Genomic DNA, 14,993 nt, shown 5'->3' with positions numbered 1-14,993 from the left:
TCATTTCGGCTACTCAAGCGAAATTGCATTCAACAAGTCGTCCAAATCATAGACAAAACCGAACATTAGCGCAACATACCATAATGCGAGCTCCTTGGCTTGCTCGGTTCTCGCCGTCTCTTTGTTCTCTATAGCCGTTACAGCTTGCCGGATCGCAGAGCACAGCAGCCCTCGTTTCTGCATATCCAGCATTCCGCCAGGCGAGGTAATCAGACAGCCATTAATGGCGAAGCCGGTATAGATCAAATGATTGACCCCGTCCTCTTTGCAGAGGGCAAACAATTGATCTGCGTTTTCCGCGATACCTTCCGTTCCGACGGGCCTCACTTCCTCCGGAAAGTCGATTGCCGCTTGACCGCGAATAATATCCGCCTTATTCGCTTCCCCCGGATACGAAAACTCGCTTTTAAAGCGCAACATCCGCGCCATGACAGGATCCTGCTCGATCCGATCGAAGCTTTCTTCCCTTACGGAGGTCATTGATTGCGCTCTTAAATATCCGGAAAGCCCTTTGTAATATTCGCTGTTCGGGCGAACGACATGATAAACCTTCATCTTGTTCGATCGCACCGTTTCAAGCAAGCCGGGCATCACCCGTTTGCAGATGTCATACGATCTCGGGATATACTCGACCGCCTGATGCCAACCGGGATACTCATCCCATGTACCGCAATCCCATGCGTGCATGACGACGAGGGCCGTCCGGTCGGCATCCATTTCCAAATCGGCTTTATTCCAGCCGCCGTAACCTTCAGCCGGTACATCCAGGCTCCGGTCTGCGCCGAAATGCCGGTAATACCATGTAGGAACAGTTATCGCTTTCATCATGTCCTCCTGCAATCAACCTTTCACGGCGCCAACGAATTGCCCGTGAATAAAGTATTTTTGTACAAAAGGGTAGATCATAATGNCAACGAATTGCCCGTGAATAAAGTATTTTTGTACAAAAGGGTAGATCATAATGATCGGCAAGACGGTAATCATGAGCGCCGCCATTTTCAAATTTTCCGGATGCGTCTTCTGGTTGTCGGCAAGCGTCGATGAGTCGCTGCTTGTTACCATCGCCGAATTGACGAGAATGTCCCGCAATTGGAACTGCAAGGTCCATTTGCTGCTGTCGCGGATATAGAGCAAGACGTTGAACCACTCGTTCCAGTAGCCTACTAAGTTAAATATAGTGAATGCCATCGACATCGGCAAGACTAGCGGCAGGACGATTCTGAATAATATTCTCACTTCGCCTGCGCCGTCCATTTCGGCCGATTCCATCAGCTCCTTGGGAAGCTGGTCGATAACGTTCTTAAAAATGATGATCATCGAAATGCTGACAAAGTTAGGCAGGATCAAAGCCCAATACGTATTATTCAGACCAAGACCGTTGACGAGCAAATACGTCGGGATCAAGCCGCCTCCGAAAAACATCGGAATCAGAATGATCGTAAATAAGATCTTTCTCCCCTTCAAGTGCTTATGGGATAATGCATAGGCGGCCGCGATCGAACAGATCATGACCTGAGCCGTATTGACCAGTGAAAGCCAGACCGTATTGAAGAACGAGCGCACGAACGTACTGTTATTCATCAAGTCCGTGTAAGCCTTGAAATTCAAGCCCTTCGGCCAAATTCCGATATTGCCCTTGAGCAAGTTTTCATAGCTGCTCAGCGAAATGGCGATCGCATTCAAGAATGGTACCAGTATCGATATGCTCAGCAAAATAAAGAACGAATAATTGAAAAATTGAAAAATGATTCTGGATGTGGATCTGTAATGCATATATGCCCCTCCCTTGCTGACTTTATTAGTACAGACCGAGTCCGACCGTTTTTTTGGACAACTTATTAGAGCCGACCAGCAATAAGAAGCCAAGTACGCTTTGCATAAGTCCGATAGCCGTTGTCAAGCTGTACTGCGCCTTTTCCAAACCGATTCGGTAAACGTAAGTGCTGATGACCTCTGAAACGTCGTAAACCAACGGATTTTGGAACAAAAAGATACGCTCGAAGCCGATTCCGAAAATAGTCGCTAGCTTCATAAGGAGCAGAAGCACGATCATCGGCATCATGCCGGGCAAAGTAATGTAAATCGCCTGACGAAAGCGGTTAGCGCCGTCCATCCAGGCCGCCTCGTATAAATGCGTATCGATGCCGGCAATGACTGCAAAATATAAAATAGCCGACCATCCGACATTTTTCCAAATATCAGCAATAACGACGATAGATCGGAACATGCCTTGTTCCGCCATAAAGTAAATCGGCTCCATACCGAACACTTTGGTGAGCATTAAGTTGAATAAGCCGCTGGTCGGGGACAGCATCTGATAAAACACGCCCGCGACGACGACCCACGATAAAAAGTGCGGCAAATACGAAATGGTCTGAAATATTTTTTTGGCATACTTATGGTAAATTTCGTTAGCCAACAAGGCGAAAATAATCGGGGCTGTAAAACCGAAGACGAGATCGTAAAAGTTCAAAAGAATCGTATTTCCCATAACCGACCAAAACTTCGGATCGTTGAGAAAGTACTCGAAATGTTTGAAGCCGACCCAGTCGCTGCCGAAAAAACCTTTGTAAACCGAGTAATCCTGGAACGAAATGATAACGCCGTACATTGGAATATAGTTGAAAATAAATAGTGAAATAATAGCCGGGCTTATCAACAAATAAAGAGAGAACAGCGTTTTCTTAGGCACCTTTTTCCTTTTTACGCCGGATTTCCGGTTAGCGATTTTGATTGACGCTTCTTGCATGCATGCTTCCTCCTCTTGCTGAGTCATACGGTATGAGATGGGCTTAAGATTAAGATAAGGATAGCAATCTTAGCCGATAGGAGGTCAACTTCACCATCTTTTTCGGCTATCGACTGCTATCCCGCTCATGCCTGTTGTCCGTATTCTACCAATCTACCTCGACAACGCCCTTCTTGCGAAGCTCGTCCTTACGGCCGTTCATTTCCTTCGTGTAGAAATCGTCGATGGCACCATACTTCTCAACATAACCTTTTACGCGATTGTCGAACTCGTCCATCGTAATTTTGCCCATGATCGCTTCAACCGCAGCTTGCGTAATATACATGCGCGAATCAGGCAATTTTTTGGATAAGTCGTTCGGCAGATCGATGAAGGAGGTTACGCCGAAACCGGTTTTCAATGCGTTCTTGTCGGCAGCAATCTGGCTGTCCATCAGCGCCTTATAATGCTCCGGCTCCGCCACTTGCGCCAATTTAGCCTGTTTCACTTCCTGGCCGTCCGAGAATCCGAATACGATGGCCAGTTGGAGCGACCAGTAACGTTTCGGATCATTCAATTTCGCCGTATCCGGAACGCGCTTTCCGTCTTTGACGGTATATGTCTCCCCTTCTTTGCCCCAGAAAATCGATTCTCTCAGCTGGTCGCTTGCGAACCCTTCAATGACCTTCCAAGCCCTGTCCGGATCCTTCGATTTGCTTGAAATGTATATACCGTGCGTGTTGATTGGTACAGACCGTTTCGCTTCCAAATATTTTGCGTCCTTCACGACCGAAGGAAGCTTTTTCAGCGGAGGAGCCATTATCAGCTGCTGATTTTTCAGATCCGGATTTGCCAGCCGGCCCGTAGCGGTACCGATAAGCTGCTCGGTAGTATCCGAATACAACAACGTGTTCTTTTGAGTGAGGTCCACTCCGTATTTCGCCGCATCCTTGGCTGCGAATTCTTTGTCCAAGATTCCTTCGCCGTATAACTGCTTCAGCAATTCTACCGCTGCCTTGAATTCGGGCGTACGGAATTCGTTGATAACTTTACCGTCTTCTACCCTGAAGTTATAAGGACGAACGCCAAACCATTGGAACACAACATTGCCGCCGTATGAAAACCCGTAGTCGCCGATTACGCGATTGCTGAGAGGTACGGATTCCGGTTCCGCTTTTTTCAGCTTGCGAAGCACGTCCACCCATTCCTCTACCGACTCCGGCATTTTTCCTTCGTTGTACTTCTTCAACAAATCCATTCGAACGACGTTGCCGTATCCTTGCGGGGCTTGCGCCGTCGACATCGGGATTCTCCACAATTTACCGGTTTGGGGATCCTTGGCCAGCTCCATCATTTCGGGAGTAATGTATTTCTGAACGATCGGCGACTTGTCATAATACTTCTGCAGATCGATAAATGCTCCTTGACGGGCTGCATCATACGTTGCTTCGATACTCCGGCTATGTAAGATATCCGGTAAATTTGCTGAAGCGAGCAGCAAGTTGAGCTTGGTAGCCTCGTCCGCCGCATTCGGCACTTCCAGGTCAAGATCGACATTCGCATAATCCTTGATGATGTTGATAAACTCGTTCTCGTTCGGCACAATGCCGTCCGGATGCTTCAATCCGGAATTGGACATAAACATCGAAAGCTTGATCTTCTCCTGCTGTTTATTGGCAGGCTCCTTTCCATCACTCGCACCGGTTTCCCCTTCGGTTTTGCCGCAGCCTGCCACCAATACGGACGCTGACAGGACAGCAGCTAAGCTTACTGACAGCGCTTTTTTCTTTTTCCACATAATGTGAAAACCCTCCTTTGATGTATGCGTTTTCTCGAGTACGCTTCTTATCTTACTTCCGGTAGAACGACAATGTCAATAGGTTATTTTCAAAACAAAACTAACTGTTCGCAAAAAAATATTTAACCGCTCCCGACGAAATGAACGACGGAATCGATGTGGAACGCATGCTTCCCCGTCCATTTGGTATGAGGAAAATAGTTCATCTCCGAGCTGCCGTCATCCGAAAGCGTAAAACCGGGATCCATGTCACAGATGTCAAGCAGCGTTCCCGTTTGTACGGGTCGAATTGCATGAATCAAATAACCGTGCGTCTTCCCGTCCGGATGCGCAACAATGATATGGCTTCCGATAAACTGCTCGGATACCGGAATATCGACTATAAAAGCATTGGCCTCGTGATTGTGTCCGCGCCGAAGCACGGCACAAATCCAGCCTTTTAGCGTCCCGGCGCCGACAAGACTTGTTTGTCCGACTGCAAGCTCGGTTCCTCCGACCAGCATCATCTGCTTTACACGGCTTCCTTCCATCCTGATAAAGCCCATTTTCCCTTGCAAGCGAATATCCCCGAATACGAGCTGTCCGCAGTTTGCTGCTCCACTGCTCAGCACAATATCGGTCGTATTCCCGTAATGAATCGATACGACTGCATCGCCGAAGCTCGCATCGTTATAACGAAGCACCTCCATTTTCCGGATTTGCGCTTGCTTATTGCGGCCGACCGGCTCCAGCAAAGTGACAAAAGTGCTCTGCAGCGCCTCACCTTCTCTTCTGACAATCAGCTGAGGAACAAAATATTGTTCCGCCAAATCGTTCGTATCCTGACGATCGACGCGGGTTCCCTTGAGCGAAGGCGATTTGCCGAAAAACAGCTCGCTCCCTCCTTCACCGGCATTCCCAAAAATGCGCAACTGTAAGCGCTCGGCGTCTTCTCCTTCCTTCGCAACAAGCTCTGCTTCATAAGTACCGTCCACGATTGCCGTGCTGCACACCTCTCTAATAAACATGTACCCGGTATAAAAGTCTCCGGCATCCCCGATTTCCGATTCTACGGACGGCAGCACATAATCTGCACCTGCCGGAAGCATCGTATCCCCGTACGGACGCATAGTTTGGCCGGTTCGGAAAAAAGACTCGGCGTTCGCATTGCCGTGAAGCGAATATTCATGCCGATTCCCGCCGGCAACGCGGAAGATGTCCAGTACATAGGCCTCATGAGCTTCTCCTTCAGCAAAGCCGATCGTCCACACTTCCCTGTCGTAACGCTCCGTTACGGAATAAGCGTTAAGCTGGCTTGCCCGAACGACCTGCAGCATTCGATCGGCAGGCGTATACACTTCGATATTCCCGCCATCCAGCCCTTCGTCGATACGCATATCGGCCCCGTCAACGACAACCGTGTTGTGGCCGATTGTGGAAACCGTCGCGTACCGGTATTTCGTATGGGTGTAGCCGATATCGGCCAACAGCTCCTGTCCGTGCGCAAACACGACCAAGTTTAGCGGATCGAGATGGTTGTGGCCATATTTCGGAACGAAGGTTACATACGTCTGCATTTGATTGGCGCCGATGCCTCTTGTCATTTTGACGATACCGGCCGCCGGCAGCAGAAATGAACCGGTTTCAAGATTCGGCGTCTCCGTCTTGTCATAAGCCCACGTGTCGGTCACAGGCAGTGCATGTCCGTTCGGGAAAGCCACATCGTCAAGCAAGCGTTCAGCTTGTTTGATAAAATAAAGTTCTTTCTCCATATCGAGTCCAGCGATATGGCCGCCTGTGCGCGGCGAAACGTATCCATCCGGATCGCTCCACCCCAGCAGCTCGTCCGTCACCTTCCTGATGCCGACCATGATTTGCTTATGATAGGAAAGCGTAACCTCCTTCCAGAAGCCATCGAACAGAAACTGGCTCGAGCAGAAGGCTCTCAGCCGTTCCACCACTTCATGGATATACTTCGGCTCGTTTAACGCTTTACCCAAAGCCGCTAGGCCGATCCAATTCGCGAAATCCATATTGGTATTCATGTTCGGGTACGTTCTTACAAAATGTACAGAGGGCAAAAACATTTGATCGACAATCTGCGTACGGACGTCTACCCCCGTCTCTTCCGTAAGCACTTGAAAAGCGTTCGTTCGCACGACCTTGCCATATGCGTTAAACAAATGCCTCAGCTGATACAGATCCATGTAAAACCACCTGTTCCAGAGGCCTCCCCAATACGGATATGGAGCTCCCGCCTCCTTCTCGAGCGGATAGCAGAGCCAAGGATAGTCGTAAACGGGAAAATAGCTGCTATACTTCAGGGCAAAATGGTACAGCAGCCTTGCCGCCCCCAAAGGATCCGACGTAGCAAGCTTATCGGTTTCTTCAAGAACGTAAGCGCGACTCCGCGACCATATATGCGCCGATAAAAAAAACCTTTTGCCGCGCTCGTCCTCAAAATACGGATAGCTGACATGCTCGCCTTTCGGATTCAACAACGTAAATTCGCGATTTTCCGTATAGCGCGCATTGGGGTATACATACGTGCTCTTTACGTTGTTCATCCGCTGCGGATCGCTGTCCTGCCAGTCGTAGAGCTGATAGGGCCATAAATCGGCTTTGTCCGGCGTCCCGACGAAAGTCATTCCCGTGCGGTCGGGTATGAGTCCGATCAGCCTGCGTACTTCCTCCGAGGCCGGCTCCGGTGCAACCACAATCTCAACAATCTCAGCCTCGGCCGAATACGAGCGGCTGGAAGCGGTATTCTGTAAGGCGTCGCTGCCCGCTTCGATTAATTCGATTCGGTCGAAGCAAAGCAAGGAGGATGCTGCAGCTTTCCCTTCAGCTTTTTGAAGAGTCAACTTAAGCTTATACACCCCTTCTTCAAGCGGCTTAGGGTGGGAAAATGCGATCTTATACCCGTCGCAAGCTTCGGAAATATGAAAGCGGTCGAGCGCTTGCAGCTGTCCGGACGGAGATATCCATTCCAGCATAATCGACTTCCGGTCTGGCACGTCCACGCCCGATTCGATCAGAATTACTTTCTCCGTAAATCCGACATATATCATTGCGCCAACCTGCAGAACCGAATCGTGAAACGGCCCGAATACGATCGTCCCGAACCGGCCCTCATCCGATACTACAGCCCGAAGCTCATAATACGATTCATGGTCGATAAAATAGGAATGGCGAATCGGCGCCCAGGACGATGCCGGCGTCGCCCCGATCGAATGCCGGATAATATTGATGCCCCATTCATCGCCGGAACGAATTTCCCGAACATGTAAACGATTGAAAGGTATCGCCAGATTGAACGTATAACATCCGTCGGCCTCCGCACTTTTTACCTCTATCCCGTCAAGCTCGGTAAAACCCGGTCCCAAATCGGCCTTTACGCTTTTGGCCGCACACGGTAAAGCAAGGCTTAAGCGGTAATTGGCATGCTTCGAAGAAGGCTGCAGCATTATTTCCAGACCGCCGCTGCGCTCCTTCGTAACGTCTGCGAAATAAGCTTTAATGCCGATAAACAGGTTTGTTGCGTCATAGCCGAGGACCACCTCGGTTTTCGAATGAGCGGGTCGGCAAGCATAAAACGTCACAAAAGGGCTTAGCTTCCCCCCTTCCGACCAGAGAGGATCGCTCTTTATTCCGTCGTCGGCAGTGCCCCGGATCTCGGGGACCGTTACCCGCAAGTTTTCGTAATATCGGACTTGCGAGCTCCCCAGCCGTTTGTTTGCTGCGGATATAACCTGCTCCTGATGACCTGACATTTCACAACCTCACTTCCGGCTGCCCGCGTATTCTTCGATTATTGGAATCGTAAACGAATCATTTTCTTGGACGTCATATACGAAGCCTTCCGCGAAGTCATTCGGATTCCGGTACCCGCGTATGAGCGTAATGTCGCCGATTCCAAGCTCCCAGCTCGTTTCGCTCCGTTTAACAGCCGACTTGATCTCGTATGCCGCGTTTCGCTTTCCATTGTTTTTGACGAAAATCCACTGACCCTTATGGATATCATGATCCGTACCGCCGTCGATCTCGATTTGCAGCGTATTATGGAAGCTGATTTCTTTGGTGAAATCGGTTATTTTTCCTTCAATGCGGCCCTTATCTCTTCGAATGCCGGTCCCGTCCGCTTTGCTCAGCATAACGCCGTCATTCAAATAACCGTATGTATAGCCGCCGTCCATTTCCGAAATAACGCCGAAGAAGCCTTGGAAATCGAACTTGTCGTCGACTTTGTAGCGGACATCAGGATGAATGCTGTTCACGACATAATCCGTTCTTCCGCTGCGAAGCACGATCTTTACGGCAGCCGTTTCGGAATCCGCTGTATGATGGCCGTTTAGGGCGATGATCGGAACCGACTCGATCGATTCAATGAACCGGTTATTTTTATAAGGCTCGATAACCGACAGGAACCGGCTCTCCAGCTGCTCGCCGCTCCGCTTGGCTATCATATATTTAAGCGATTTCGGGTTACCCGGAACTTGCGGCGGCTGGCCGTCAGCAATCGCGGCCTCGTGAACCTGGCCGAGCATCGTGAGGCGGAGATGAACGCTTGCGGAATCCTCCTTGCCGCGAACTCCCCAAGTATCTTTTATCGCCCAATCTACGCTGAACGAATCGGAAGGGGCATCGTCGCGTTCCACATTATACAGATGCTGAAAGCCGCTTCCCTGATAATTTTTGGCCGTTTCTCCGATTTTGCCGATGAACGCGATATCCGGCCCCGCATACGTACCTGTCGCTTGCTTTTGCAAGTTTAACCCCGTTACGCTTACTTCCCCTTCTCCTCCATGGAAGCTGTAATGGTGATTTTGTCCCCCCTTGACCCGAAAAATATCGACCGCATAAGAATGCGTGTCGTCCGCCCGAATAAACGCAACTGTTCTTCTATACAAAGTGGTAAGCGGATACACGCGGGGCGCTTCAACGTCAATCAGCTTGACCATGCTCTCGCCGTCGTAATGATGGGGGATTCCCACCCATGATTCGTTTTGCTTCGATTCGTTCACGACGACCGTATTATGACTGATCGTATTGTGCACCCATTGCAAACGTTTAGGGGCATAATCCGCCGTCTCGGGATAGCCGTTATCCGGCATAAGATCCATGCCAAAGGCGTGCAGTCCGATATTCAGCGTATCCCGGTGCCCATGTCCGGTGTTGCGGCCGTAATACATCCACAATCCGCGCATCGAATCTTCCTTCTTGTCGTCCGTCTCCTCGCTCAACGAGACAAACCCATACCCCGACAAATGTCTGCTCGGAAACTTCATCGGTCCGTGTTCCTCGATAACGCTTGCAATGTCGCGTGTAATTTGCTCAGGATCCTCGGAGAAAATGCTGCCCTGTATGCCTTCGATGCGGCTTCCGTTGAGGAAATGGGCGTATTGCGCATATACCGGTTCTTTATATTTTTCGTAGGCTAGAATATATTCAGCACGCGTTCCGATAATTAGCGGATTTCCGCTTTTGCCGGTATCTCCGATGGTCGGCGTATAATTACGGTGCACGATGAGCGGATAACGGCTGTCGAAAAACTTTTTGAATTTGACGTGTCTGTAAAGATTGGAATCGCTTGCCGGGTCGATTTGCTCCAATATTTCGGCAACCGCTTTGGACTGATCGAGCCAAATGGTGTTATAAGTAGGCGAAGCTTCGTTTCCGAAGCCGTCACGGTCAACCTCGTCGACCAGCGTCGACAGTACATTTCCGCCGGTAACTCGCAGCTCCGGTTCGTAAACCAAGCCCCCCGTGCTCAAGATCCACTCGACCCATTCTTTGCTAGCTTCTGGGTCATCCAGCACGACCGCCGCCATCGCCAGCGCACGTTGATGCATTCCGAAATTGCCGCGGATTTGTCCTTCTTTAATGGAAGGGAACACTTGCCGGACGATTCCGTCCTCGCTGTTCCTTCGTACATCATGCGGCGAGTTTTTCGGATTGCTCAATCGATACCGCGAGGCCTTATCGCTTAAGAATGCCGCAACGTTCGGATCTTCCATAGCCGGAAAAAAAGCATCATAAGCGGCTATAAATTCCCAAACAAGGCCAGGCTCCCAAATGCATCCGATCGCTTTGCCTTTACCGGTCAATCCGTGTGAATTTGCATAGCAGTCATCCCATTTGTATACCGATGAATCCATATCCGGATACACGTCGGCGATCCGGTCGAGCAGAACGATTCCCGGGGCCGCATACTTCATTTCCCCAGTGTACAAGTAAGCTTCGCGAAATGCTTTAAGCGCTTTCGGAAAAAGCGCGCCGGCTCCATACCATAAATACCAGTGGTTATAATAAGCGATGAACGTCCATTTTTGGCCTTCTTCGTCAATCCAGCCGAAGCCGTCGTCCACTCCCCAGCTTGCGCCTTTGTCCGGATACAGCTCGTTGACCAAATAACGCGGATCCGCCAGCCCTTTCCGGAATATCCCATGTTCGTCCAGACCGCTTTCATAATAGGCTCCAAAATCATTCGTCGGAAATGTGAAGCCGCTGCTCGGATCGGTCAGCTTCCACGGCTCCGTTAACGGGTTTCCTTGCCAGCCGTAAGTGCCGTATTCTTTCAAGAATTGCGCTCCGGTTACCGGAGAGCCCAGCTCCATATGTACTCTGATGCCCCTAGGCAGCGTTTGTGGCGTCACGCTTTTCCATAAAAACTCCATGCCGTTCGCCATAAACGATTCGGCTTCCTGTACGGCAGCATCCTTCATTCGCCGAGCCCATTCGTACTTTGCGATGTTCCTTCTTGCATACGCTATTTTTTCCGATGTGTAATAGGTGCTTTTCTGTTTCGGACTTCCCATCGAATCTCACCCCGTATCGCATACTTTGATAATGATTGGTTCTAAGCAAGTCTTTCGGCAGCAGAATCAAAACGACCTGGGAGCCGTAATTGTATAAAATAGACGATATTCGTTAGTTTCTTTTTGTTTGCAACTTACCTTGAAGTGTAAAGGGTTTCATCCCTCCTGTCAATACGAAATTACATTTCGGCTTATCGGTAAAAGCTACCCGTTTCCCGCTCTCGGTTAAGCTACATGGGTGGACGGTCAAAACAAAAATCCTCCTTCCCAATCAATGGGCAGGAGGACTTTTTGTGCGATTTTTAAGCGTCAGCCGCGCAGCGGAAGCCGAGATTGCCGGTCGAGCTGTCCGGCGTGTTCGAGCTTCGTGCGGCTACGCGATATCGATTGCAATACGACTTGTGGCATAAATACGAGCCGCCGCGCATGGCGCGGTTCGTGCCGGCTGCCGGTCCTTGCGGATCGGTATCGGGCGATTCCTTGTAATACGACTTGCTGAACCAATCGGAACACCATTCCCAAACATTCCCCGCCACGTTGTACATGCCGTAGCCGTTCGGCGGGAAAGACTTGGCAGGAGCGGTTCCGGCGTAACCGTCCCTAGCCGTATTTTTCTCGGGGAACGTACCTTGCCAAATGTTGCAGTAATGCTGGCCGTCCGGCATCAGCATGTCGCCCCACGGATACATTTTCCGATCTAGACCGCCCCGGGCGGCGTATTCCCATTCGGCTTCCGTCGGCAATCTTTTGCCTGCCCATTTGCAATAAGCATTGGCATCGTTCCATGAAACATGGATGACCGGATGATCCATCCGCGATTCGATATTGGAGTCCGGCCCTTCCGGCTGATACCAGAAAGCTCCGTTAACCGGCCACCACCAAGGCACGCCCTGCACGACTTGATGCACCGTCCTCGCCACCCAAGGCGAAACGAAGCTGTGGAAAACGTAAGACCAGCCGAACCTTTCGGCTTCCGTCTTGTAGCCGGTCGCTTTAACGAACTCCGCAAACTGGGCGTTCGTCACCGTGTTGGCATCCATATAAAACGGCTTAAGCTTGATTAAATGAACGGGGCCTTCTCCGTCGTCAGGGAAACCTTCTTTACTGTCCGTTCCCATATAATATTCGCCGCCGGGCAAATAAATCATCCCGATGCGATCCACTTCGCCCTCTTTGGGGTGAATCGTCTGTTCCGGCATGTCCGGTTTTTGTTCAGCCGGTCTTGCAGCCGAACAACAGGCTGGTTTCGTATGTTCTTCCGTCATGTCGCAGCGCCTCCGTCGAGCCTGATCTTAAACAAAGCATACCTATAGTCTACTCATTCGGACAGGCCGGCGCAATACATAACGAACGCGCGGACCGGGCAACTACTTCCGAAGATAGGTAAAAAGCCCGGCCGGCATAACGATTCTATCCGAAACACGCTGCAATAGCAGCCGATCCGAAATGGCGATGCGCTAACTGCTTAACCCGTTATACGCGCAGCTTGATCGATCTTCTGTAAATCGGGTACAGCCATTTGACGCCGCTCGGCGTCAGCGTATCCGCAACCAGATGCGAAACGTAACCGATGACGGAAACGGCCGCAATGCCTTCGATCTGCAGCTGCTGCTGCAATCCCCAGCCGATCGCTCCCCATGCGAACACCGCCCAAATCGTGTGCGTCATCCCTCTATGCTTAAGCCAAGGCGCCCAAACGACAAACAAACCGAACCCCATCAGCCAGTTCTGCTGTATATCGAACCCGGCATATATGAGCCCTAAGCCGACCGCGCTGACCAAAGCATTGCGTATGGCGCCTTCCTTCGCGACAAAGCCGAGCAGAAAAACCATAACCGCCCCGGCCGTAAGCTCCGGATAAAACTCGCGCTGCACCAGCAGCAAATAAGCGGCGACGGCCATCAGCAGGGCGCCCGCCCATATGACAACCTCGCGGACTATTTTGGATACTTTCCCGAGCTTGCTGCTCAACATGCTGGGACCGTCCAAATCCGCGCTCAAAGCGGAGAACGCCGACACCGCCACATACAAGGCCGCGTTATTCCATGAAAATGGATAATAAACGGCGGCGGCCGCTCCGATTACCGTACCGATAGCTAAGTGAGTCGACCCTTTCATGCTTCCCCTCCATGACCGAACGCCGGTGTCATCTCTCTCTATATCGAACATATGTTTGTATTATATACGAAAAGCATCCCCGGTGCAATCCGAGGACGGGAATCGCTCGTTATTGGGGACCTTTGCTGACCCAGAACTTGATCCTGTCGCCTTTCGCCGCCGTCTCGTTTGCCGCCGGCTCTTGCTTAAATACGTTTCCTGCCGCCATTTCGTTCACTTCGATGACGAATTCGAAGCGCAATCCGTTCGCTAACGCTTGTTTCTCCGCCGCATCTCTGGCCAGCCCGATAAGATTCGGAACGCTCACCGGTCCTCCGCTTTGCGCGGGAGGGTCAGCCGAAGGCGACGGACTCGGCGAAGGCTGCTCGGACGGTTTTTTCGAAGGCGTCGGCGACGTTTTGGAACTCGAGCTCGGGCTTGGCTTCGATGTGTCCGACGGCTTGGAGCTTTGCCGGTCCGGGGTAGGCGTTACCGCTGAGCCCGCTTGTTTCCCTTTGCTGTCGGTAGACTGGATCAACAAAGTAAAGACGCCGATAAATACGGCGATCGTCAAAGCCGCCAAGCCGAGTCCTTGCCATAACCGTTTGCTCAAACGATACAGCCGTCTGTCGCGCGGCTTCTCTTCGGTTTCCTCATCCGGAATCTGCTCCGCTTCCCGTTCTTTTTCGATAGGCTTCTTTTGCGGGCTGGGTTCTTGAATAACCGGAGCCCGCCTTATCCGTTCAGGAGGCGGCGTTACTCCCCGGCCTGCGCTCTCTTTGGCGCCCCCCTGCATCAAATGCTGCAAGTTCTGTATGAACGCATTCAGCGACAGTCTTCCATTCCATGCGTTCGTCAAAGTCGAAATGACGGCTTCCCTGCTTGACGCCGGCAATCCGTTCAAATGTTTGCGAAATTCGGCTTCGACACGCTGGCCATCCGAGGGCAGCACGCTCGACCGGCTTACAAGCTGCAGCAGCAAAGCAACCAGTTCTTTGGATAAACGCTGCCGTTCCGCCGGACGATCCCAGCTATTAATGACGTTAATCTTTTGATCGTCCGTTATCCAAATATTCCCGGGATGCAGTGAGAATTCCATCGACCGTTCCTCGGCGGCGTCCAGCATGACACGGCCAAATTGCACGATCATCGCGACCGCTTCCTGGAACGTCATCGAATGCCGTCCGGTATATTGCTTGAACATACAGCCTTCACGATGCGTAAGGACGATCCGGACCTGTTCCTCTGCCATCTCGACGTCCAAAATATGCAAAAATTGCGTGTGCGTGGATACCTGCATCACTTTGCCGATTTTTTGAATATAAGGCTCGATCGGCACCCCTTGACGTACCGGAATTTCATAAAGAAACACGTATCGCATGAGCGACATGTCTTTGCCTATATATAACTGACCGCCAAGAAGCGGTGCAATCAATTCCTTGATTTCATATCGATTCGATATTGGCTTCAACGGTATCACCCCGTTTTTTTCATATTCCATAATGTTCGGATTCATGACTCTTTTTGGGTCGGCAGTAGCAAAAATAATATTTGGTAACGGGATGTAAGGCTT

At 50.8% G+C, this 14,993-nt stretch carries 9 protein-coding genes; all 9 read right to left on the bottom strand.

What is annotated here, in order from left to right:
• Positions 1-9 precede the first annotated feature (9 nt).
• Positions 10-825, bottom strand: a complete 816-nt coding sequence (locus DQG23_RS13395) for a hypothetical protein (RefSeq protein ID WP_113031351.1) — start codon at positions 823-825, stop codon at positions 10-12.
• Positions 826-840: 15 nt separating this feature from the next.
• Positions 841-1,509 carry a carbohydrate ABC transporter permease gene (locus DQG23_RS13390; protein WP_475110755.1) on the bottom strand — a complete coding sequence of 223 codons (669 nt, stop codon included), beginning with the start codon at positions 1,507-1,509 and terminating at the stop codon, positions 841-843.
• Between the two features lie 289 nt (positions 1,510-1,798).
• The gene (locus tag DQG23_RS13385; protein ID WP_113031349.1) at positions 1,799-2,749 is read right to left on the bottom strand and encodes an ABC transporter permease; all 951 of its coding nucleotides are present in this window, start codon (positions 2,747-2,749) and stop codon (positions 1,799-1,801) included.
• Between the two features lie 145 nt (positions 2,750-2,894).
• Positions 2,895-4,526, bottom strand: a complete 1,632-nt coding sequence (locus DQG23_RS13380; RefSeq protein ID WP_113031348.1) for a type 2 periplasmic-binding domain-containing protein — start codon at positions 4,524-4,526, stop codon at positions 2,895-2,897.
• Positions 4,527-4,648: 122 nt separating this feature from the next.
• The gene (locus DQG23_RS13375) at positions 4,649-8,278 is read right to left on the bottom strand and encodes a heparinase II/III domain-containing protein (protein WP_113031347.1); all 3,630 of its coding nucleotides are present in this window, start codon (positions 8,276-8,278) and stop codon (positions 4,649-4,651) included.
• Between the two features lie 9 nt (positions 8,279-8,287).
• The gene (locus tag DQG23_RS13370) at positions 8,288-11,323 is read right to left on the bottom strand and encodes a heparinase II/III domain-containing protein (protein WP_113031346.1); all 3,036 of its coding nucleotides are present in this window, start codon (positions 11,321-11,323) and stop codon (positions 8,288-8,290) included.
• A 302-nt stretch (positions 11,324-11,625) separates the two neighbouring features.
• Positions 11,626-12,588, bottom strand: a complete 963-nt coding sequence (locus DQG23_RS13365) for a formylglycine-generating enzyme family protein (RefSeq protein ID WP_192894587.1) — start codon at positions 12,586-12,588, stop codon at positions 11,626-11,628.
• Between the two features lie 208 nt (positions 12,589-12,796).
• Complete coding sequence (locus DQG23_RS13360; protein WP_113031345.1) at positions 12,797-13,441, bottom strand: metal-dependent hydrolase; 645 nt, start codon at positions 13,439-13,441, stop codon at positions 12,797-12,799.
• Between the two features lie 109 nt (positions 13,442-13,550).
• Positions 13,551-14,891 (bottom strand): PASTA domain-containing protein, encoded by a 1,341-nt coding sequence (locus DQG23_RS13355; protein WP_158560459.1) that lies wholly within the window; start codon positions 14,889-14,891, stop codon positions 13,551-13,553.
• Positions 14,892-14,993 lie beyond the last annotated feature (102 nt).

This window comes from Paenibacillus contaminans, from assembly GCF_003285015.1.
GTDB lineage: Bacteria > Bacillota > Bacilli > Paenibacillales > NBRC-103111 > Paenibacillus_V > Paenibacillus_V contaminans.
Note: the sequence above shows the minus strand (reverse complement) of the source record. Positions and strands in the feature narration are given on the sequence as shown.